Origin of the sequence: Oribacterium sp. oral taxon 078 str. F0263 (assembly GCF_000469565.1) — a bacterium.
Taxonomy (GTDB): Bacteria; Bacillota; Clostridia; order Lachnospirales; family Lachnospiraceae; genus Oribacterium.
Genome location: NZ_KI273129.1, coordinates 5,248 through 26,588, shown reverse-complemented (window position 1 = coordinate 26,588; position 21,341 = coordinate 5,248). Strand labels below are relative to the sequence as shown.

At 55.7% G+C, this 21,341-nt stretch carries 16 protein-coding genes; 15 read left to right on the top strand and 1 reads right to left on the bottom strand.

What is annotated here, in order from left to right:
- Positions 1 to 10 precede the first annotated feature (10 nt).
- The 7 genes from HMPREF1986_RS13190 to HMPREF1986_RS10590 all read left to right on the top strand — a co-directional run bounded on the left by HMPREF1986_RS13190 (position 11) and on the right by HMPREF1986_RS10590 (position 9,012).
- The gene (locus HMPREF1986_RS13190) at positions 11 to 232 is read left to right on the top strand and encodes a hypothetical protein (protein WP_155978809.1); all 222 of its coding nucleotides are present in this window, start codon (positions 11 to 13) and stop codon (positions 230 to 232) included.
- Positions 213 to 1,262, top strand: a complete 1,050-nt coding sequence (locus HMPREF1986_RS10615; protein ID WP_021774842.1) for an extracellular solute-binding protein — start codon at positions 213 to 215, stop codon at positions 1,260 to 1,262. The genes HMPREF1986_RS13190 and HMPREF1986_RS10615 overlap by 20 nt, the downstream gene beginning before the upstream one ends.
- Positions 1,259 to 3,022 (top strand): sensor histidine kinase, encoded by a 1,764-nt coding sequence (locus tag HMPREF1986_RS12670; protein ID WP_021774841.1) that lies wholly within the window; start codon positions 1,259 to 1,261, stop codon positions 3,020 to 3,022. The genes HMPREF1986_RS10615 and HMPREF1986_RS12670 overlap by 4 nt, the downstream gene beginning before the upstream one ends.
- Positions 2,997 to 3,752: a response regulator transcription factor gene (locus HMPREF1986_RS10605; RefSeq protein ID WP_021774840.1), complete on the top strand. Its 756-nt coding sequence runs from the start codon at positions 2,997 to 2,999 to the stop codon at positions 3,750 to 3,752. Before HMPREF1986_RS12670 ends, HMPREF1986_RS10605 begins: the two co-directional genes overlap by 26 nt.
- Positions 3,753 to 3,896: 144 nt before the next feature.
- Positions 3,897 to 5,345 (top strand): hypothetical protein, encoded by a 1,449-nt coding sequence (locus HMPREF1986_RS10600; RefSeq protein ID WP_036600339.1) that lies wholly within the window; start codon positions 3,897 to 3,899, stop codon positions 5,343 to 5,345.
- Between the two features lie 183 nt (positions 5,346 to 5,528).
- On the top strand, positions 5,529 to 7,358 hold the full coding sequence (locus HMPREF1986_RS10595; RefSeq protein WP_021774838.1) for an ABC transporter permease: 1,830 nt from the start codon (positions 5,529 to 5,531) through the stop codon (positions 7,356 to 7,358).
- Between the two features lies 1 nt (position 7,359).
- Entirely contained in the window at positions 7,360 to 9,012 is a 1,653-nt protein-coding gene (locus tag HMPREF1986_RS10590; protein WP_021774837.1) for an ABC transporter ATP-binding protein, read from the top strand.
- Between the two features lie 65 nt (positions 9,013 to 9,077).
- Here the strand turns inward: HMPREF1986_RS10590 and HMPREF1986_RS10585 are convergent, their stop codons facing one another.
- Positions 9,078 to 9,857 carry a DeoR/GlpR family DNA-binding transcription regulator gene (locus HMPREF1986_RS10585; protein WP_036600337.1) on the bottom strand — a complete coding sequence of 260 codons (780 nt, stop codon included), beginning with the start codon at positions 9,855 to 9,857 and terminating at the stop codon, positions 9,078 to 9,080.
- 300 nt (positions 9,858 to 10,157) lie between these two features.
- Between HMPREF1986_RS10585 and HMPREF1986_RS10580 the strand changes: the two genes are divergently transcribed.
- The 8 genes from HMPREF1986_RS10580 to HMPREF1986_RS10545 all read left to right on the top strand — a co-directional run bounded on the left by HMPREF1986_RS10580 (position 10,158) and on the right by HMPREF1986_RS10545 (position 20,443).
- Complete coding sequence (locus tag HMPREF1986_RS10580; protein ID WP_036600358.1) at positions 10,158 to 11,606, top strand: rhamnulokinase; 1,449 nt, start codon at positions 10,158 to 10,160, stop codon at positions 11,604 to 11,606.
- A gap of 15 nt (positions 11,607 to 11,621) precedes the next feature.
- Positions 11,622 to 13,400, top strand: a complete 1,779-nt coding sequence (locus HMPREF1986_RS10575; RefSeq protein WP_021774833.1) for an L-fucose isomerase — start codon at positions 11,622 to 11,624, stop codon at positions 13,398 to 13,400.
- Between the two features lie 93 nt (positions 13,401 to 13,493).
- Positions 13,494 to 14,171, top strand: coding sequence for an L-fuculose-phosphate aldolase (locus HMPREF1986_RS10570; RefSeq protein ID WP_021774832.1), 678 nt, complete (start codon positions 13,494 to 13,496; stop codon positions 14,169 to 14,171).
- Positions 14,172 to 14,234: 63 nt separating this feature from the next.
- Positions 14,235 to 15,740, top strand: coding sequence for a sugar ABC transporter ATP-binding protein (locus tag HMPREF1986_RS10565; protein ID WP_021774831.1), 1,506 nt, complete (start codon positions 14,235 to 14,237; stop codon positions 15,738 to 15,740).
- A complete protein-coding gene (locus HMPREF1986_RS10560) occupies positions 15,737 to 16,714 on the top strand; it encodes an ABC transporter permease (protein WP_009215313.1) in 978 nt (325 codons plus the stop codon). The genes HMPREF1986_RS10565 and HMPREF1986_RS10560 overlap by 4 nt, the downstream gene beginning before the upstream one ends.
- A gap of 228 nt (positions 16,715 to 16,942) precedes the next feature.
- Positions 16,943 to 18,067 carry an ABC transporter substrate-binding protein gene (locus HMPREF1986_RS10555; RefSeq protein WP_036600334.1) on the top strand — a complete coding sequence of 375 codons (1,125 nt, stop codon included), beginning with the start codon at positions 16,943 to 16,945 and terminating at the stop codon, positions 18,065 to 18,067.
- Positions 18,068 to 18,082: 15 nt separating this feature from the next.
- Positions 18,083 to 18,562: an RbsD/FucU family protein gene (locus tag HMPREF1986_RS10550; RefSeq protein WP_021774829.1), complete on the top strand. Its 480-nt coding sequence runs from the start codon at positions 18,083 to 18,085 to the stop codon at positions 18,560 to 18,562.
- A 396-nt stretch (positions 18,563 to 18,958) separates the two neighbouring features.
- On the top strand, positions 18,959 to 20,443 hold the full coding sequence (locus HMPREF1986_RS10545; RefSeq protein ID WP_021774828.1) for an RNA-binding domain-containing protein: 1,485 nt from the start codon (positions 18,959 to 18,961) through the stop codon (positions 20,441 to 20,443).
- The last annotated feature ends 898 nt before the right edge of the window (positions 20,444 to 21,341 follow it).

Genomic DNA, 21,341 nt, shown 5'->3' with positions numbered 1-21,341 from the left:
AGGCGGAAAGATGCCGATAATTATTTTGCTGATCCTGATGGGGCTTTTGCTGAGACTCACCGTATTTTTCCTTCGGAGTCTGGGAAAGCTTTTCGGAGTCATACTGGGGATTCTCTCCTTTACTCTCCTCGCGGTGCTCGCGGTCTTTTGCTTTAGTTTAAGCCTTCTGGCGCTTCCCATCATCATCCTTTTCGGGCTGATCGGAGTGATCCTTGCGGCCGCCAGATTCTGAGGGAGCGGGGAGGAGGCTTTGCCTCCTCTTTCTCGTTCTCTCCCTTTTTTTCTCTGCCTTGCTCCTTCTTTCCTGCGGGAGGGGAGACGCCGAAAGGAGAGGAGAGACGCTGCCGGAGGAGCGAAAGCTCATTGTCTATACCTCCCACAAGGAGGAAGTCTACCGTCCCCTGATCCTGGAATTCGAGGCGAAGACCGGGATCTTTGTCGAGCTTCACGCGGGGGGAAGCACGGAGATGCTGAAGAAGCTGGAGGAGGATTCCGGCTATTCGGAGTGTGACATCATGTTTGGCGGAGGGGTGGAGCTTCTCGAGGCGGATAAAGAATTCCTGGAGCCCTATCGCTCTTCCTATGCAGATCAGATCGCCGGGAGATTTCTGTCATCGGACGACAGCTGGACCGCCTTTACAGAGCTTCCGCTGGTATTTATCTATAATAATAAGCTTCTCTCGGAGGAGGAAGCGCCGAAGAGCTGGAGGGAGCTTTTGACAGAGCGCTGGAAGGGAAGGATCGCTTTTGCGGATCCGGAGCGCTCCGGGACCAGCTATACGATCCTTCAGACAATCCTCTCTCTCTGCCCCGGCCGGGAGGACGAGGCACTGGAGAGTTTCGCCCGGGCTCTCTCCGGGGAGTCCGCCGGAGGATCAGGGGAGGTCCTCAGTGAAGTCGAGAGCGGGGAGAAGCTCATGGGGATCACCCTGGAGGAGAGCGCCTGGAAGGAGATCGCAAGGGGAGAGGACCTTTCGCTTGTCTATCCGGAGGAGGGGAGCAGCGCGGTCCCGGACGGAGTCGCCGTCGCAAAAAATGCGCCTCACCCGGAAAATGCGAGACGCTTTGTGGATTTCTGTGTGAGCGACGAGGTGCAGCGCTATGCCGTAGATGAGCTCTACCGGCGTCCGGTCCGGACGGATATCCCGGGGCCTGGCGGGGAGGACTTCCCCGTCCTGCCGCTTTCGATCGAGAAGATGGGCAGGGAGAAGAATGCGCTTTTGGAGCGCTGGGCGGAGCTCTCCAAAGGAGGAGGGGAATGAGGCGCTGGATCGGACAATCCTTCCGGAGGGAGCTTTTCTTTTGGAGTCTTCTGATCTCTCTCCTTCCGATCCTCCTCTCCGATATTTTGATCTATCAGCTCTTTCAGCGCCGGGTGGAGCGGGACTACCGGATTAGAAATCAGCAGGAGGCGAAGCAGATCGCCGGCAAACTGGAAGCGGGATTTCGTGAGATCTCCGAGATGATTGCACGGCTTTCCGAGAGCGACGGTCTTCGGAGCGGAATCCTTAGCGGTAGTCCTGGTGCCGAGTCCTACCATGTCCTCTATGAGGAGAGCCGAAAGGTCAGAGACTTTGCGCTTGTTGAGGTCTATTCCGGGGAGAGGCTTCTCTGCTCGACAGAGAGCGGCACGAGGGAGGGAAGGCTTCCCTCTTACTTTGGCTTCATGAGGGAGGCTCTGGAGAAGCCGGGAAGCCCTGTCTTCTGTCTCTCCTATACCGGAGTTCCCAGAAAAATAACGGAGCTTTTGATCGGGGAGAAAATGGAGGACATCCCGGGCACAGTGCTCGTCCGTCTGAACGATGAGTCCTTCTCGAAGCTCCTCCTTGGCTCCTACGGGAGGGAGAACAGTATCCTGATCGTAAATCCCGCCTGGGAGCCGGTCTATATGGACGGAGAGAAGGCGGCGGAGCTTCCCCTTCTCCGGGAGAATCTCCTCGCGGGACGGGAGCTCATGAGGGATGTGACGGGGAGGCTCTACCGGGAGGAGATCGGAGAGAGCGGATTAAAGCTCTTTTATCTGACGAGGCCACCGCTCTCCGGAGAGATCCGTCGGACGATGGGCTGGATCCTCCTCTGGATCGCCCTCTTCTCCGCCCTCCTCTCGGTCCTGGCATCCCGTTTCTTCAGCGGCTATATGGCAGCGCCTCTGGCCCGCCTCTCCGCTGCGATGCGGAGGCTCCGCCACGGAGATCTCTCGGTCCGGATCCGTCTGGAGAGGGAGGATGAATTCCGGGAGCTCTCGGAGGGCTTTAACCGGACGGTGCGGAAATTGTCGGATTATCTTTCGGAGCGCCTGTCCCAGCAGAAAAAGCTCAATGAGACGGAGATCGCGATGATGCAGGCGCAGCTCAATCCGCATTTCCTCTATAATACCCTGGACAGCATCAAGTGGCTTGCGAAGCGGGAGGGCGCGGAGGAAATCGCGCTTCTCTCCGGGAATCTCTCGAGAATTCTCCGAAAAAGCATCTCCGCGCCGCGCTTTTACCGCCTCTCCGAGGAGCTGGAGCTCCTCGAGGAGTACTGTGAGATCCAGGAGCTCCGCTTTGAGGGGAGCTTTTCCTTTGAGGTCGAGGTGCCGGAGGAGCTCATGCGGGCCAGTATCCCGAAGCTTTTGCTCCAGCCGATCGTCGAGAACGCCGTCATTCACGGCCTGGACGGTGCAAAGGATGGCATGATACTGCTTAGGGCAGTGCGCGAAGGAGAGGAGCTTTCGATCTCCGTACAGGACGACGGTAAGGGGATGGATCCCAGGATTCTCCAGCTGATTGAGCGCCGCGAGCTGCAGCGCTTTACAGGACATCTCGGACTTTTGAATGTGGATCGGATGCTGCGGCTCCACTACGGGGAGCGCTATGGAATCTTTGCGAAGGAGCTCCCGGAGGGGGGGAGCCTCGTGACGCTTCTCCTTCCTTATCAGGAGGAGAGGGAGGAGAGCGCTGCCTCCATGCCGGAGGCGCGCGGGAATCCGGAGGGAAAGGAGAGGGGGGAGAGAGATGGTTCGGGTCTTGGTAGTGGATGATGAGAAGATTGTCCGGGAGGGCATCGCAGAGCATACGGACTGGGAAGGTCTTGGCTGCGAGCTTCTGGGCACAGCATCCGACGGGGAGGAAGCCTCGCGTCTTGCGAAGCTCCTCCGCCCGGGGCTCATCATCAGCGATATCAGAATGCCGAAGCTCTCGGGTCTTGAGATGCTGGAGGAGCTTCGGAGGGAGAATTCCGGGATCAAGGTGATCTTTCTCACAGCGCACAGCGATTTTCATTATGCGCAGAGGGCCCTGAAGCTCGGGGCCTCCGACTATATCCTGAAGCCCTTTTCGGACGGGGAGCTGGAAAATGCGGTCCGGAGAGTGCTGGGGAGAGGAAGCCTCCTCCAGGAGGGAGAGGAGGAGAGAAGGCTTTCGCTTCCGGTTCTTCCGGAGAATGCGAACCGCTATGTAAAGGAGGCGGTCCTTCGGATCCGGGAGCGATACCGGGAGCGGGAGATCGGGATCTCCCTGATCGCGGGCGAGCTCGGTGTCTCCGAGGGGCATCTGAGCCGCCTCTTCAAGAAGGATATGGGGATAAGTCTGAGCTCCTATCTTACGATGTATCGGATCCGCGTCTCACTTCGCCTCCTGCGGGATCTCCACTACCGGGTCTATGAGGTCGCGGAGCTCGTCGGCTATCATGATCTTGGCTATTTTTCCCAGACCTTTCGGAAGCTCACGGGGCTCCTTCCCTCGGAATATCAGGCGAGACCCCGGGACTAGTCAGAATTCTCGAAAAAATAGCAGACTAGCCCTGTTTTAAGAAAAAAACAGACAAAGTATAATGGAGACATTAGAAGAATGCCCACGAAAATGACGGGAAAAGAACCGGACCGGATGTGGACTTACGAGAATAGGGAGGTAATTATGAAAAAGAGAGGCATTTCTTTACTGCTCGCGGGGACCTTGCTCCTGACGGCGCTTTCCGCCTGCGGCGGCTCTCAGACAGGGGGAGAGCAGAAGGGGACGGAGGCGAAGACGGACGGGAGCGCGGCGGCACAGTCTGAGGACGCCTCCCAGTCCGGAGAGAAGGCGGCGGACGCTAAGGGGGGAGATTCGAGTGCTGTCGATGCCGTCATCAAGGAAGCGCAGACCATGAGCATGGAGGAGCTCGCAAAGAAGGCCATAGAGGAGTCAAACGGCAAGACCTTCTACGGCGTGGGCAATTCCAGCCGCGGAAAGTCGGCGCTCCCGCTCTTCATTGATTATCTGAAGAGCGTGGATCCGAGCTATAACATGGAATTCGAGTGGCAGCAGCCAAAGAACAATAAAATCTTTGAGCAGCTCACCGCAGATTCTCTGAAGCCCAGCGGGACCTTCGCCATGACGCTCATCCAGGACGGGAACCAGATCCAGACGAAGATGGTCGACACCGGCATCCTCAGGACCTATATCCCGAAGGAGTGGGCGGAGGCCAATAAGACCAGCGCCGAGGACTACAAGGGCTTTCTCCCCCTTCAGGTCCTGAACAAGGTCTTCATGTTCAATAACACAGGGGACGCGAAATTCACAAACTGCTGGGATTTCGTCGCAGAGGGCCAGCATCCGCTTTTCATGGATGTGGATTCCGAGCTCGTCGGGAAGAACTTCCTCTATATGCTGACGGAGGACAAGTACGCGGGACTTCTGAAGGATGCCTATGAGAAGCTGGACGATCAGAAGAAGGCCTACTTTGATCCGATCCTGAAGGGAGTCGAGGGAGATGCGAAGGATCTGAACCTCGGGGAGAACGGAAAATACGCTCTCGCGTGGATCAAGTGCTGGGTGGAGAATTACAACGAGCAGACCGATGACGGTCCGATCTGCAACACCCTGGTGGATACCTCCGCGGCGGGGCAGTCCGGACTCCTGGTCTACTCCAAGCTCCGCTCCGTCGAGGAATCCTCCTCTGTTTCCGTCAACAATATCACGGTCGCGGCCTATCAGGATGACTACACGGGGATCGGAGGCTTTGGCTATGACCACTACCTCTTCCTCACAAAGAACAGTCCTCTTCCCTGGACGGCTTGCGCCTTCATCGCCTATATGACCTGCACCGAAGAGGGCTTCTCCGCCTGGGGGAAGGATATGGGCGGCTATTCCATGAACCCTGTGGTCGCGGAGGCGACGGAAAAGACCTATAACCACGCAAAGGGCGGTTATAACGAGGCCGGAGAGAATGTCTACGATGCGAAAAATGACCGGGGCTATGAGTGGTGGACCACAAAGGGCGAGCTCGTGCTGGAGGATCCGAAGTACTGCGCGGATGCCGCTTTTACCGTCGGCTCCTGGATCGAGCTTCTGAATAAGAACGCGGATAAGCAAAGCGCGAAATAGGACAGACAGCGCGGAATCAGTCCGTGAGAGGCAGTTTTCGGGGGCGCGCCGGAGGGCGGGCCCCCTTTTCCAGGGGAGCGCCGGAGAAAGAGCTGCGGGAGCCTGCCCTTTGCTCCGGAGAAGCAGACACGGCGCCGGGGAGAGGGATGGGAAGAAAGCCCGCGGAGAGGACAGGGAGACGCTATGACAGAGAACATCAGACTCGGAGGGGGAGGCGGCGTCGCTTTTCGAAATCAGATCAGAGGATTTTTTTCGAAGCCGCAGAACCTGATTCTTCTTATTTTCGGAATTCTTTTGAGTATCACTACGATCGCGCCGGTTGTTGCCATCATCCGGGATACCCTTGTGATCCATCCCGGCACGATTGACCAGCATCTGACCGGGAAGGCGAGCGGCTTCAGCCTGGTCAATTATGTGGATCTTTTCACGAGCAGACTTGCGGCGGCAAATCTCTGGAGACCGCTTATCAATACGCTGCTCCTCGCCATGCTCTCCTGCGCGGTCTCGATCTTCTACGGGGGCTTTTTCGCCTTTTTGGTGACGAGAACCGACATGAGCTTTCGGAAATATCTGAGCGCGATCTTCATCTTTCCCTACATCATGCCGCAGTGGACGCTGGCCGTCGTCTGGCAGAACATGTTCAATTCGAACCGGATTCTCGGGACCTCGGACGGTCTCCTCGCGACGCTCTTTCATATCTATATGCCGAAATGGTTCTGCCTCGGGCTCTTTCCGAGCGCTGTGGTGCTCGGTCTCCACTACGCCCCCTTCGCCTATATCCTGATCGGGGGGATCTTCAAGAATATGGACGCAAACCTCGAGGAGGCGGCGACGATTCTCGACACACCGAAGTGGAAGATCCTGTTTCGGATCACGCTTCCGATGATTAAGCCCGCGATCCTGAGCACAATCCTTCTGGTCTTCGGCTCCTCCATGGGCTCCTATCCGGTGCCTCATTACCTGGGACTTACGACGCTCTCCACGAAGTATATCTCCCTGAACTCAAAATATACGGGGGAGGCCAGCATCCTCGCGATCATCATGATGCTCTTCGGCATCCTGATCCTCGCCGTAAACCAGCTCTCTCTGAGGAGCCGCGCGAACTATACGACCGTCACCGGAAAGTCAGGCCAGCTCTCGAAGATACACCTCGGAAAGGGCGGAAGATACGGCATCGGCTTTGTTTTCCTCATTCTGACCTTCCTGACCTCCATCTGGCCGATCCTTCTCTTTGCACTGGAGACCTTCCTGCCAAATCCCGGGGATTACAGCTTCCTCTATACGAGAGACGCCGCAAATCTCACTGCGAAGTGGTGGATCACGCATGAAAATATCACGGAAAGCGGAATGTACGGACAGCTCGGCATCCTTTACAATCCGACGATCTGGAAGGCCTTCTTCGGGACGCTCTATCTGGCCTTCGCCTGCGCGCTGATCGCCGGGAGCATCGGAACCCTGATCGGCTATGCGGTGGCGAAGAACCGGAGGTCCCGCTGGGCAAACTATGTGAACAACATGGCCTTCCTCCCCTACCTGATGCCCTCCCTCGCGGTGGGCGCGGCCTTCTTCATCCTCTTTTCCAATAAGCACCTGAATCTCTTCAATACCTATACGCTTCTGATCATCGCCGGTGTGATCAAGTATATCCCCTTTGCCTCCCGGAGCTCCTTAAACTCGATGCTGCAGCTGAGCAATGAGATCGAGGAGGCGGCGATCATCCAGAATATTCCCTGGTGGAAGAGGATGCTTCAGATCATCATCCCGATTCAGAAGAGCTCGATCATCAGCGGCTTCAGTCTGCCGTTTATGACCTGTCTCCGGGAGCTTTCTCTCTTCCTCCTGCTCTGCACCCAGGGCTTTATCCTGTCCACGACCCTCGACTACTTCGACGAGATGGGGCTGTACGCGTTTTCCAGCGCGATCAATCTGATCCTTATCGTCACGATCCTGTTCTTCAATACTCTTGTCAACAAACTGACCGGCGCAAGCCTGGACAACGGAATCGGAGGTTGATATGCCAAAAATCATTTTAAGTCACATCACAAAGCGCTGGAACAACTATTTTGGCGTAGACGACCTGAGCCTCGAGATCCCTGACAATTCCTTCATCACTCTGCTCGGGCCCTCCGGCTGCGGAAAGACCACCATTCTCCGCATGATCGCGGGACTGGAGACGCCGACGGAGGGGAGGATTCAGATCGGGGAGAGAGTCGTCTTCGACAGCGAGGCGGGAATCAATGTGCCGGCCAATAAAAGGAGAGTGGGCTTCCTCTTCCAAAACTATGCGCTCTGGCCGAATATGACGGTCTATCAGAACATCTCCTTCGGACTGAAAAATGTGAAGGAGGAGCTCCCGAAGCGGGATATCGAGGCGAAGATCCTCTCCGACCTCTCCCGGGCCCTGAGAAGGGGGAAGAAGATCCGGGATCTTGTGGAGGACTGCCGGGACAAAAGCGGAAGGCTGAACCTGGAGAAAACCTATGTGAAGCTGATCGACAGCTTCGGGCTCTCCATGCAGACAGCAAAGGAGCTCTATGCGCTTCGGATCCATGAGGCTGCGGACGCCGATGCCGCTGCAGAGGGGAAGAGGGCGGAGTATGAGGCGAAGCTCTCGGAGATTCGAAAGGGCTATGAATCTAGGGGGCAGAAGCTCGGGCAGAGCTTTGAGATTCTAAAGGACGGGAAGCCGATCCTCGAGAAGCGGAAGCTCTGCACAGAGGAGATCGACGCCAGGGTGCGGGAGGTCGCCCGCATCGTAAACATCGGCATGTTCATGGACCGCTATCCCGCGGAGCTCTCCGGGGGGCAGCAGCAGAGAGTCGCGATTGCCCGGACACTCGCGCCGGAGCCGGAGGTCCTTTTCATGGATGAGCCGCTCTCCAATCTCGACGCGAAGCTGCGCCTCGAGATGCGCTACGAGCTTCAGAGGCTCCATGTCGAGACCGGGAGCACCTTCGTCTATGTGACGCACGATCAGATGGAGGCCATGACGCTCGCGACGAGGATCTGCCTCATCAACAACGGGGTACTGCAGCAGTACGCGCCTCCGCTCACGGTTTACCGGCTGCCGGAGAACCTCTTCGCGGCGGACTTCGTCGGAAATCCCTCCATCAACTTCATCGAGGCGAAGGGGAGTCAGAACATGGAGGGCGCTGTGGAGCTCTCGATCCTGGACGGGAAAAGAGCCCTCTTCCATCCGGAGGAGCCGCTTGTTCTCGAGGACTGGTTTAAGAAGAGGGATGAGGAGGCCGAGGAATCCCTTCGGAGAGAGAACGAGAGGCTTAAGGAAAAGCGGGCGGTGGAGAAGCTCAATAAGGATGAGGTCTTCCGCTGCCACATCCAGAGGGTGGAAGAGGAGGACCAATCGATCCGGGAGGACCCGGTCCTCAGTAATGAGGATCTCATCCTCGCTGTCCGCCCGGAGGCGATCGGGATCGAAGAGAGCGGAGAGCTCCCGGCCGTGATCTACGGCGCGATGCCGACCGGCATGGAGTCGACCCTGAAGCTTCGCCTGGGCGGCTACCTTCTGACCTCCGTGATCTTTGGAAAGACGGAATACCGGATCGGAGAGGAGAGGTCCATCCGTATCCACGGGAAGGATATCCTGCTCTTTGACCGGAAATCGGGGAGGAGAATCACATCGGGAAGCCTGGAGATTCTGCCCTGAGCTTTACTGCCCGTCAGGCCCTTTTCCCTTACGGCCCGGCGGGCTTTTTTCTCGGGCTTAGAGCTTTACCGCGCTTTTTTTGCTCCGGGGAAGAGGATGCGGCAGCCGGATCTTTCGATCTGCTCCGTGAGATCCGGACGGAAAGGGGCGTCGCTCACGATTTCATTGATCTCCGTATAGTCGCAGAGCTTGAAATAGCCGACCGCTTCCTCCTTTGAGTGGTCGGAGAGCAGGATCCGCTGCTCCGCGTTTCTGAGCATGGCGCGCTTACAAAGAGCCTGAGAATCGTCCCCCTCAAAAACTCCGTTTTTCCGGAGTGCCTTTACGGAGAAGAAGGCGGCGTCCGCGTGGAACTGCGCCAGGAATTCCGTCGAATACTCTCCCAGGATGGAGAGGCTTTTTTGCTTCAGAAGTCCCGGGCAGATATAGCAGCGGATATTGCTCGCGGTATTCAGAGCGGCTGCGATATGGATCCCGTTTGTGATGACGGTAAGATCCTGAAATTCCGGGAGAATCGGGCTTAAGTAGCTCACGGTCGAAGAGGAGTCCAGAAAGAGAACCATATGATCCCGGAGGAAGCTCCGGCAGAGACGAGAGATCCGGAGCTTTGCCTCCGGATTTTTCATTTTGCGAAGGGGCAGAGAATTTTCTGTATTTCGGTTTTCCGCGAGGCTGATCCCGCCGTGGTGACGGAGGATGAGGCCGTTTTCTTCCATATGAAGGAGATCCCTCCGAAGCGTGGAACGGGAGAGATAGAGCTTTTTGCAGAGGGAACTCACGCTGCACTGCCCTCCGTTTTGATTGAGCAGATTCAGGATCTCCCTTCTTCGCTCGTAGTGATCCACGATACGGTTCCTCCTGTGATTATGTATAAAAATGTGAACGGATTTGAACAATTACGAACGATTATAGCATGATTTAAGAATATAAGCCAAGAGATTGGCAAGATATTTTAAACAATATATCACTGTGCTAGACTCGGCTTATAAATATCTATGTCAAATGGTATAAAGCTTAGAGGGCGGCATCAACGATACAGAGAATCCGATATGCGTGTCCCTTATGGCGATAAAAAAGAGAGCTTTGTGCCGGATGGAAAACGGCGGGGGCAAAGAGGCAGGACGGGAGGGAGGAAAAGTGCGAAGATGAAAAAGGTGCTGGCGATCGATATGGGAGCGACCTCCATTCGGGGGATTCTCAGCTGGATCGAGGGAGAGCGCTTTCACTTTAAGGAGCTTCTTCGGCTCAAGCATCGGATCGTGGAGAAAGATGGGAGGAAGCGCTGGGAATGGGACAGAATCCTTTCCTCGATTCGGGATACCATAGTGCAGCATCAGGAAGAGATCTCCTCCGTCGGGATCGACAGCTGGGGAGTGGACTTCGGACTTTTGGATGAAGGGGGAGAGCTCATCGTGGAGCCGATCTCCTATCGGGACGAGCGGCATATCGAGGGATATCGGGAAGCGCTCCTTCGGATGGATCAAGAGGAGCTCTTCCGAAAAAGCGGCGCGGAGCCCATGCCGATCAACACACTCTTTCAGCTTCTCAGCCTCCGGAAGATAGAGCCGGAGCAGTTTAAGAGAGCCCGAAGGATTCTCATGCTGCCGGATCTTCTCCTCTATTTTCTCTCCGGGGAGATATCGGGGGAGAGGACGATCTGGTCCACTTCCCAGCTTCTGGATATCGAGAGCGGAGAAATCAGCGCTGAAATCGCGGAGCGATTTTCCCTTCCTCCTTCGCTCTTTCCGGAGCTTCGGGAAGCCGGAACCGTGCTGGGAAGCACGAAAAACTCCAGAATACCGGAGCTTCGGACTCTGGACATCCCGGTGATCAGCGTCATGGGACATGACACCGCATCCGCGATCTTCATCACCGAGGCCGCGAGGCGGGAGGACACGCTTTTTCTGAGCTGCGGGACTTGGTCCTTGATGGGGGCCAGACTCGAGCATTCGGACCGGAGCAGGGAGGCCTGTCGGCTCGGCCTCACCAATGAGCTTGGATATCGGGATTCCAAGCTGCTCTTTCAGAATATCACGGGCCTTTACCTCCTGGAAAAGTATAAGGCGGAGAGGGAGGAGGATGGTGCGGGAAAGCTGTCCTATGAGAGAATCACAGAGGAAGCGGCGGAATCCTTCCGGAAAAGACCGGGGAGGGGAGTGCTTGTCGATCTCTCCGATCCGAGATTCGGAGCGGGGGAGAGAGGGGCGAAAGAGAGCATCGACAGCTGGCTTTTAGAGAGGGGAGAGGCGCTCCCGGAGGAAGAGGGCGCGTATTTCCGACTGATCTATGAGAGCCTCACAGAGAAATACCGAAGCTGCAGGGAGGCCGTCGAGAAAAGAAGCGGAAGGCGTTATGAGAGGCTCCACATGATTGGAGGCGGAACCTGCTCTCCCCTTCTCTGCGAACTCATCGCGGAGCGGCTCGGATTGGAGCTTCTCGCGGGTCCCGTGGAAGCCAGTGCTCTTGGCAATATCCTGCTTCAGCTTCAGGCGCTGGGAGAGATCGAGAGTGCGGAGCAGGGTGCGCTGCGGATTCTTGCGGAATCCGGGATGAGGCATTACCGCCCGGGGGAGAAGCGAAGCTTTCAGCTATGAGGAAGGGAGATAAAAATGTACGGAAAAATCGGAATCAGACCCACGATCGACGGACGCTGGGGCGGTGTCAGAGAATCGCTGGAAGCGCAGTGCAGAGCCATGGCGGAGAGCGCGAAGCGCCTGATTGAGTCTGAGCTCTTTTATCTGGATGGAAGCCCCGTTCAATGCGTGCTCTCGCCCTGTACCATCGGGGGAGGAGCGGAGGCCGCGCGCTGCGAGGAGTATTTTTCGACGCAGAATGTCTGTGCCACTCTGACTGTCACGCCCTGCTGGTGCTACGGCACGGAGACCATGGACTTAAATCCGCTCACCATAAAGGCTGTCTGGGGCTTCAACGGCACAGAGCGACCCGGCGCGGTTTATCTTGCGGCGGTGATGGCGGCCTACGCGCAGAGAGGGCTGCCCGCGTTTTCCATCTATGGCCATGAGGTGCAGGAAAAGGAGGACAGAGAGATCCCGGAGGATGTGCGGGAGAAGATCCTCCGCTTTGCGAGGGCTGCCGTCGCGGTCGGAAGTATGAGGAATCAGTCCTACGTCAATCTGGGCTCTGTCTCGATGGGGATCGCCGGCTCTGTCGTCAATGTGGACTTCCTCCAGAAATACCTCGGCATGCGGACGGAGTGGGTCGATATGACGGAGATCCTCCGGCGCATCCAGCTTTCGATCTACGATCCGGAGGAATACGAGAAGGCCATCGCCTGGGTCAGGAAAAACTGCAGGGAGGGCTTCGACTGCAATGCGGGAAAGGACTTCCCGGAGATTATCCGAAGATCCCGTTTTATCCCGGAGGAGGAGCAGTGGAGCTTTTGCGTAAAGCATGCCCTCGTGGTCCGGGACATCCTGAAGGGAAATCCGAGGCTTAAGGAGCTCGGCTGGGAGGAGGAAGCTCTTGGGCGGAATGGACTCGCCGGAGGCTTCCAGGGCCAGAGAATGTGGACGGACTGGCTTCCGAACGCGGACTTCACAGAGGCGATCATGGCCTCCAGCCTGGACTGGAACGGTCCGAAGCAGCCGATTCCCTTTGCGACGGAGAACGATACCTTAAACGGCATCGCGATGATGTTCGGCTGGCTTTTGACGAATAAGGCCCCGATCTTCAGCGATGTCAGAACCTACTGGTCCCCGGAGTCTGTGAAGAGGGTCAGCGGAAAGGAGCTCACGGGGAGGGCGAAAAACGGCATTATTCACCTCATCAATTCCGGAGCGAGCTGCCTGGACGGAAGCGCCGCGGCGAAAAATGAAGCCGGAGAGGGCTGCATGAAGGAGTGGTGGAAGCTCAGTGCCGAAGATATGCATGCTCTCCTCGAGAAGACGGACTGGTGCCGGGCGAACTACGAGTACTTCCGGGGCGGCGGATATTCCTCTCATTTCAAGACAGAGGCGGAGATGCCGGTCACGATGATCCGCGTGAATATCGTGGAGGGAGTCGGTCCAAGCTTGCAGCTTGCGGAAGGCTATACCTGCGTGCTTGATCCAAAGGTGCACCGCATCCTGGATGAGCGCACAGACCGCACTTGGCCGACCACCTGGTTTGCGCCAAAGCTCTGCGGTGAGGCGGCGAGCTCTGTCTATGAGGTCATGGCGAAGTGGGGGGCAAATCACGGCGCGACAGTCTACGGACACATCGGAGCGGAGCTTATCACTCTCGCATCCATGCTTCGAATCCCCGTCAGCTTCCATAATGTGGAGAGAGAGCGCATCTTCCGCCCGCATTCCTTCAACGGCTTCGGAAGCTCCGATCCGGAGGGGCAGGATTTCAGGGCGTGCGCCTATTACGGGCCGCTCTATCACTAAAGCGGGAAACGAGGAGAAATTCCCGCGGCAGGACCTCTCCCGCTCCCTTTCCTTTGGGGCGGGAGAGGGAAAGAGGAGGAAGAGGACAGAACTATGCGGATGGAAAAAGAGAGAGAGGAGCTGGTCCGGTACGGGAGGAAGCTCTGTGAGGCGGGGCTTACGAAGGGCACAGGGGGAAACCTCAGTATCCTCGATCGGAAAAACGGGCAAGTGGCCCTCACTCCGAGCGGGATCGACTTCTATGAGATCCGGCCGGAGGACATCGTGATTTTGGATCTTTCGGGAAAGGTCGTGGAGGGAGAACGGACGCCGTCCTCTGAGTGGGAGATGCACCTTCTGTCCTACCGGGAGAGAGAGGACATCGACGCGGTGATCCACGCACACACGATGTATTCGACGGTGCTGGCCTGTCTGCACTGGGAGCTTCCGGCGACGCATTATATGATCGCGGTGGCCGGACCCACAGTGCGCTGCGCGGAGTACGCGACCTATGGGACGCATGAGCTTGCGGTGAATGCAGCGAAGGCCATGGCCGGCAGGAAGGCCGTGATCCTGGCAAATCACGGGATCCTCGCCGGAGCGAAAGACCTCCTGAATGCCTTTAACATCATCGAAGAGGTAGAGTACTGCTCTGAGATCTATGTCAAGGCGAAGAGCATCGGAGACCCGGTGCTGCTCTCCGAGCAGGAGATGAAGAAAATGGCGGAGAAATTCAAGAGCTACGGGCAGAAGAAAAGCATCCGCCGGGAGACGGAAGAGGCGAGGGGCTGAGTCGATGCTTGCCGGTCTCTTCCGGGAGGAAAGTGGGGCCGGGGAGCGGGCAGAGGAGTTTATATGGGCGAAGTAATACTCACGATGAAAAATATTACGAAGTCCTTTTCGGGAGTCGCGGCGCTTCGGAATGCCGAGCTCGAATTGCGAAGCGGTGAAGTCGTCGCACTGATGGGGGAAAACGGCGCCGGGAAATCGACGCTTATGAAAATACTGACCGGAATCTACCGGAAGGATGCGGGGGAGATCCGCTATCTGGGGCGTGAGGTCGAGTACCGGGGACCGGCGGAGTCCGAAGAGGCAGGGATCGTCATCGTGCATCAGGAACTCAATATGATGAACGATCTCACGGTGGCACAGAACCTCTTCATCGGAAAGGAAATCATGAAGGGAGCCCTGATCGACGATCAGAGCATGAAGAGGAAGGCGGCAGAGCTTTTCTCACTCCTCAATATCTCGATCGATCCGGCGGAAAAGATCGGAAATCTCACGGTCGGAAAGCAGCAGATGGTGGAAATCGCGAAGGCGATCTCCAAAAAAGCGAAGATCATCGTCTTCGACGAGCCGACGGCGGCGCTCACAGAGTCCGAGATCGAGGAGCTCTTTAAGGTGATCCGGGATCTGAGGGAAAAGGGGACCGGGATGATCTATATCTCGCATCGAATGGATGAGATCCGGCGGATCTCGGACCGGGTTACAGTCATGCGGGACGGGGAATTCGTCGGGACGCTCGAGACGGAGAGCTGCGGAAAAAATGATATTATAAGACTCATGGTCGGCCGCACCATATTCAGTGAGCCAAAGACAGAGTCGAGAGTCGGAAAGGATGCGCCGGAGGTACTCCGGGCGGAGCATCTGAACCGCGGAAAGCATGTGAGGGATGTGAGCTTTTCTCTCCGAAAGGGGGAGATTCTGGGCTTCTCCGGCCTGATGGGGGCCGGCAGGACCGAGGTGGCGAGGCTTCTCTTCGGGGCGGACCGCAGGGACTCCGGAAGGATCTTCGTAAACGGAAAGGAGACGGAGATCCGGACACCGGAGGACGCTGTCAGAGCCGGAATCGGCTATCTCTCAGAGGACCGGAAGCGCTTCGGACTGATCGTCGATCAATCCGTGGAGGAAAACACGGTGATCGCGAGTCTGGACCGCTTCCTGAGGGGGATTTTCATCGACAGAAAGAAATCCATAAGCTGCGCGGAGAATTATGTGAGAGAGCTTAAGACCAGGACGCCCTCTGTCTCCCAGCTCGTCCGGAAGCTCTCGGGGGGGAATCAGCAGAAGGTCGTCATCGCGAAGTGGCTCGTCAGAAACTGTGATATCCTTATTTTCGATGAGCCGACTCGCGGCATCGATATCGGGGCGAAGAGCGAGATCTACCGGCTCATGGAAAATCTCGCGGAGGAGGGGAAATCCATCATCATGATTTCCTCAGAGCTTCCCGAGATCCTGAGAATGAGCGACCGCGTCATTGTGATGTGCGAGGGACGGGTGACGGGGGTGCTGGACATCTCCGAGGTGAACCAGGAGATCATCATGGAATCCGCGACCAGGCGCGAAGGAGATAAAGAATGAATGAGAAAATGAAAAAGCTTTGGTCCAATCAACAGGCGGTAGTGCTGCTTGCGCTCTTCGTCATCTGTATCGCCTTCTCGCTGATCACTCCGAAATTCATGAAGGCGACGACCTTCACCAATATCGCAAAATCCGCTTACTATGTCGCTTTTATGGCGATCGGGACGACCTTTGTGATCTCGACCGGGGGTATCGACCTCTCGATCGGCACCGTCGCGATCTGCTCTGCCCTGATCGGCGGGACGCTTATGGAGAGGGGACTCCCGATGGGGGCCGTGCTCCTTGTGATGCTGCTCACCGGGGCGCTCTTTGGCCTTCTGAACGGCATCATGGTATCCAGGATGGGACTTCCCGCCTTCATCGCGACGCTCGGGACCATGATGATGTCCCGGGGCCTGGGATCTATCGTATCGAAGACGAAGACCATCTCCTTCCCGCAGGGGGACGCGCCGGGCGCGTGGTTTCGGGAATTTTTCATGATCACAAGGGAGGGAGGCGTGCTGCCGAAGAATTTCCCGACCGGCTTCATCCTTCTCGCCCTGCTCTCCGCCGTCATGGCCCTTGTGCTGAATAAGACGAAGGCCGGGAGATATATCCTATCCATCGGATCGAACAAGGAGGCGACCCGTCTCTCCGGCATCAATATCGCAAGGTATGAGACGCTGGCCTATGTCCTCTCCGGCATTTTCGCGGCCCTCGCCGGCATCGCTTATGTGGCGGTCTTTACGACGGCCCAGCCGAATACCGGAAACGGCTTTGAGCTGGACGCCATCGCGGGCATCGTGATCGGCGGGACCTCCCTATCAGGAGGTGTGGGCTCCATCTTCGGCACGATTATCGGCGTATTTATCATGACTGTCTTAAAGATCGGCTTCCCCTACATCGGCGTGCAGTCGCACTACCAGCTCTTCATCACGGGGATGATCCTGATCTTTGCGGTCTATATGGACATCCTGAACAGAAAGAGAGGATAGGAATTTCGCTGCGTGTCGCCTGAGGGGATTCGCAATCGGTATGGATGTTCTTCCGCTGCTTTCACACCGACTGTTGCGTCCGGCGGCGCGCAAGCGATTTTGAGCTCTCAAATCTCTGAACATCGGGTGCGCGGATGGCCTTTTTATAAACTGGAAAACGTCGGACTGATAGACTTACATGGCATTGCCGATATCGTCGGCGTTCATATTATATCAGGAGGAAAAGTGATGAAAAAAAGTATTTTGGCAATGATGACAGCGGCAGCCGTAGTGCTTGCGGCCTGCGGCGGGAGCGGCGCCTCCACCTCGGGAAGCGATGCGGGGAGCACGAAGGCAGCGGCGGACAGCTCCGAAAAGAGCTCAGAGGAGGGAGGCTCGGGGAGTGAGGCAGCCGGCGGAAAGCGGCATATCGACGTGATCGCAAAGGGCTTCCAGCACCAGTTCTGGAAGGCTGTGGAGCAGGGCTCGAAGAAGGCGGCGGAGGAATTCAATGTCGATGTGACCTTCCAGGGGCCGGATACGGAATCCAACATCGCGCAGCAGATCGAGTATCTGGATGCCGCGATCGCGAAGAAGCCGACTGCGATCTGCCTCGCGGCGCTGGACACCAAGGCCTGCCTCTCCTCCATCGAGAGCGCGATGAACGCGGATATCCCGATCATAGGCTTTGACTCCGGCGTGCCGGATGCCCCATCGGGAGCGATCAAGGCAAACGCGGCGACCGACAATACGGCGGCGGGTGCCCTTGCGGCCGATCAGCTTTACGAGCTCATAAAGGACAAGCTGGACGGGGAAAAGCCGGTGCGGATCGGCGTCATCGCCCAGGAGTCGAATTCTCAGTCCATCGTGGCGAGGACGAAGGGCTTCGTGGATGAGATGACGAAGAAGGTCGGAGAGGACAAGGTATCCGTCGAGGGACATGACAGCCTGAAAAAGGAAAAGAGCGGTGCGAAGCTCATTCTCGATGTCGGAATCCCCGCTGAGGTCAAGGATGCGGACGCAGCAGCGGTGGCATCCGCTATCCTGGAAAAGGAGGACCTGATCGCGGTCTACGGCTCCAATGAGTTTGCGAGCAATGCCATTATTACCGCAAATGAGGGCCTGGATAAGATCGGAGAGGGAAAGGTCGTGGCGGTCGGCTTCGACGCGGGCGCAAAGCTTCTGGACGCGGTCCGCTCCGGACTCTTCGCCGGCGCTGTCACACAGGATCCGGTGCAGATCGGCTATCAGGCCGTGAAGCTCGCCGTGGAAGCCGCGGACGGAAAGGCGGTAAGTGACGTGGACACCGGGGCGAAGTGGTATGACAAGAACAACATGGATGACAGCGAGATCAAGCCCTGTCTCTATGAGTAGAGTTTAGGAGGAGTGATGCTGAAGGGGATTCCGAAAATACTGTCGCCGGAGCTTCTGAAGGCACTTTGTGAAATGGGGCATTCCGACAGACTTGTCATAGCGGACGGAAACTTTCCCGCGGAGTCCATCGGGAAGAATGCCAAGGTGATCCGCATGGACGGCTGCGGGGCGGAAGAGCTCCTGGATGCGGTGCTCGCGCTCTTCCCGCTGGACCACTATGCAGAGCAGCCGGTTCTCCTCATGGAAAAGGTCCCGGGAGACAAGGCGGAGACGCCGATCTGGGAAAGCTTCCGAAGGATTGTGGCGAAACATGAGGGAGAAACGCGGGGAGCGAATCCGGCCGGCTCCAAGGGGAGTGCGGGGGAGAAAGAAAGGATCGGACATCTCGAGCGCTTCCGCTTCTATAAAGAAGCATCAGAAGCCTACCTCATCATCGCAAGCTCCGAGCGGGCGCTCTATGCCAATGTCATCCTGCAAAAGGGAGTCGTCGACTGAGAGTGCTGCCCTGCCTTGAAGCGGTGAAGCCATGTAAAATCACTTCAGAATAAGAACCGAGTCCTGCCTTCGAGTCCTGTCTTACGACAGGGAAGGCAGGACTTTTATCTTTCCCGTGCGGCTCCGCCATCTTCTTTACAGCTTTTTGCAGCGCTGGAATGTGGAAATAGCCAGTGTATGCTGATTATCCCAATATCTCCTTGGATTATTTATTTTATATTCTATATATGATATAATAAATGCAAATAAAAACAGATGATTTCAGAATAGCCTTGCATTTTTTGGAAAAAATATCAGGTATAAGCCCCAAACGGATCGTCAAATAACGGTTTTTGACTTCAAACCGGTGCTGGGGATGTGGACACGAAGAATATCGTGTCTAAGGAGTAAGGGGAGGTGGTTGATGTGATCGTTCAGAAAAAAATATTCGGCGAGGATAAGCACGTTGAGTTCAAGGCAGAGATTCCGAAGAAGCATGAGAAGTTTTTGAAGGATATCATTGCCTTTGCCAACACCTCCGGAGGAAAGACCATTGTGGGCGTGGAAGATGAAACAGGAAAGGTCGTTGGTTTGGGGGATCAGAATCCATTCAAGCTTTCCGATGCCATTTCCAATATGATTTCTGATGCCTGCACGCCACAGATTTATACAGAAATCACAGCAAAGACTGTGGATGGAGAAACAGTTCTTGAAGTTGAAGTTTTCCCGGGACCAAACAGACCTTACTATTTGAAATCGATTGCTAAGGAACAATCGACTTACGTGCGAATCAACGGAACCAGTCGTCCTGCAGGCGAAATTCGTTTGAAGGAACTGGAAATGGAAGGTATGCATATGTCCTACGATACACTGTGGGAGATCGGCCGGTATTATGATACGGAAGCTGCCCGGGCCTTGATGGACAGCATGTATCAAATGGCGCTGAGCAATAGTAAAAGTACGGAAGAGAGAACTGCCATTCATAAACTGACTGTCGAAAAGCTGGAGGATTTCGGAATCATACGAAAAGAAGAAGGGAGATATGTTCCGACAAGAGCGTTTACGTTATTGACGAATCCCAAAGAACGTTACGTGAAGATTCAGTGTGCTCTTTTTAAGGGAACTGACAGAGTCGATTTTATCGATCGCAAAGAGTTCCGTGGAGCGATTCAGGAGCAGATCGAAGAGGCGCATCAATTTGTTCTGCGTCATACGAATAAAGGTGCAGTGATTGATGGTCTTTACCGGCAGGATATTTACGAGCTTCCAACAAGTGCTATTCGTGAAATCATTACAAATGCAGTTCTGCATCGCAGCTATGTAGATCCGGCAAGTATTCAGGTGTCGATTTTCGATGATCGTATGGAAATAGATTCTCCCGGGATGTTGTACGCGGGATTAAGCGCAGCGGAGGCTATGAGCGGTAAATCAAAGTGCCGAAATAAGGCAATCGCAGAGGCCTTCCAATATATGAAGCTAATGGAAGGGTGGGGCACAGGTTTGCCGCGTCTCTTTAAGCGTTGTAAAGAGATGGGACTTCCGCAACCGAAATTCGAAGAATTTGGTGACGGTATTAAGGTGACAGTTTATCGTTCCAACGGGGGCAATTCTGAGGCTGGTGGGGCAAAAAGTGATGCTGATGTCGGAAAAGACGGAGAAATTGTCGGGAATGTCGGAGAAACTGTCGATGAAAAGATGGAGATTGACGGTGATATTAAGAATACAATTCTTTGTTTGATCAAGGCCGACAATAAGATATCTGCGGCCGGCATTGCCAAAACATTATCAGTAGCACAGCGTACAGTCGAGCGATATATAAAGGATCTGCGCGAAGAAGGTGCGCTGATCAGACATGGACCTGCGCGAGGAGGGAAGTGGGAAGTGCTGAAGAAAGAGGAGTAATGTCGGATGGGAGAACTTGATTTAAAAAAATCATAGACTGGCTAAATGCTGAGCTTACGTGTGATGCCCGTAAGCTTGCATTCTGGTATGACGATAAGGCGGAGCTTGAGGAAGACATAGATTCTGTAGAATTGACAGATCGGTTTATCGTCTGTGCCGGATTCGGTGATTTTCTACCACTCCGGAAGAGAAATTGTGCTTTTCCAATGGCAAAATACCTGAAAAAACTCTGTTTTCACGAAAATAATCTCAGCACTTGCTTTAGCCCTTTCCATCCCTTATACTAGGGACAACGAATTCGTTTTTCACTGTCGACGGCAGTTTTTGGAGCCGATATCTCCCGGGAGCTTTTTAAAGCTTTTCGATCCGTAATGCCGGGGTCTCCGGTATGGCCCTTTTTCATCCGGTCCTTTGCCGCTTCCCCTTTGTTTTTTGATACCGGCTTTCCTTCGGGACGATCTCTGAGTCCCAAGACAGACGGAGTTTGTCCGTCTTCCCGGCCGAGCTTCGGGGCGCGTCTCCTCGAGATCTTCAGAGAACGAGGAAGCCGCTTTCCCGATTGCTTAAAACTATTCTTTCTTTTGCACAGGGTGGCAGGAAGCTCAGGATTTCTATCCCACCCGGGGAGTCCGCCCTGTGCATTTTCGGAGCTCATTATATCCAGATGAAAACCCATTCGGTTCACACTCTCTATCCGGATCACGGAGCCTATGCGGACGGCGGAAGCTCTTCTCTTCTCAGCTCCCGGGATCAAATCGACAGCGACACGATCTTTGGGATCTCCGCAGCCCACCGCCAATGCCCCTAATCTCCCAAATACCGCCTTCTGTAAAAATGCCCCGCGCTGCTTTCAAACGGCGCAGAAAATATGCGCAGACTGGAGGATTATCTGAAGCCG

What these genes read in the sequence shown, in the direction of transcription:
- HMPREF1986_RS10550 (WP_021774829.1), top strand. Translation starts at nt 18,083, where the DNA reads ATGCTGAAGGGGATTCCGAAAATACTGTCGCCGGAGCTTCTGAAGGCA.
- HMPREF1986_RS10580 (WP_036600358.1), top strand. Translation starts at nt 10,158, where the DNA reads ATGAAAAAGGTGCTGGCGATCGATATGGGAGCGACCTCCATTCGGGGG.
- HMPREF1986_RS13190 (WP_155978809.1), top strand. Translation starts at nt 11, where the DNA reads ATGCCGATAATTATTTTGCTGATCCTGATGGGGCTTTTGCTGAGACTC.
- HMPREF1986_RS10565 (WP_021774831.1), top strand. Translation starts at nt 14,235, where the DNA reads ATGGGCGAAGTAATACTCACGATGAAAAATATTACGAAGTCCTTTTCG.
- HMPREF1986_RS10555 (WP_036600334.1), top strand. Translation starts at nt 16,943, where the DNA reads ATGAAAAAAAGTATTTTGGCAATGATGACAGCGGCAGCCGTAGTGCTT.
- HMPREF1986_RS10605 (WP_021774840.1), top strand. Translation starts at nt 2,997, where the DNA reads ATGGTTCGGGTCTTGGTAGTGGATGATGAGAAGATTGTCCGGGAGGGC.
- HMPREF1986_RS10595 (WP_021774838.1), top strand. Translation starts at nt 5,529, where the DNA reads ATGACAGAGAACATCAGACTCGGAGGGGGAGGCGGCGTCGCTTTTCGA.
- HMPREF1986_RS10600 (WP_036600339.1), top strand. Translation starts at nt 3,897, where the DNA reads ATGAAAAAGAGAGGCATTTCTTTACTGCTCGCGGGGACCTTGCTCCTG.
- HMPREF1986_RS12670 (WP_021774841.1), top strand. Translation starts at nt 1,259, where the DNA reads ATGAGGCGCTGGATCGGACAATCCTTCCGGAGGGAGCTTTTCTTTTGG.
- HMPREF1986_RS10570 (WP_021774832.1), top strand. Translation starts at nt 13,494, where the DNA reads ATGCGGATGGAAAAAGAGAGAGAGGAGCTGGTCCGGTACGGGAGGAAG.
- HMPREF1986_RS10560 (WP_009215313.1), top strand. Translation starts at nt 15,737, where the DNA reads ATGAATGAGAAAATGAAAAAGCTTTGGTCCAATCAACAGGCGGTAGTG.
- HMPREF1986_RS10575 (WP_021774833.1), top strand. Translation starts at nt 11,622, where the DNA reads ATGTACGGAAAAATCGGAATCAGACCCACGATCGACGGACGCTGGGGC.
- HMPREF1986_RS10590 (WP_021774837.1), top strand. Translation starts at nt 7,360, where the DNA reads ATGCCAAAAATCATTTTAAGTCACATCACAAAGCGCTGGAACAACTAT.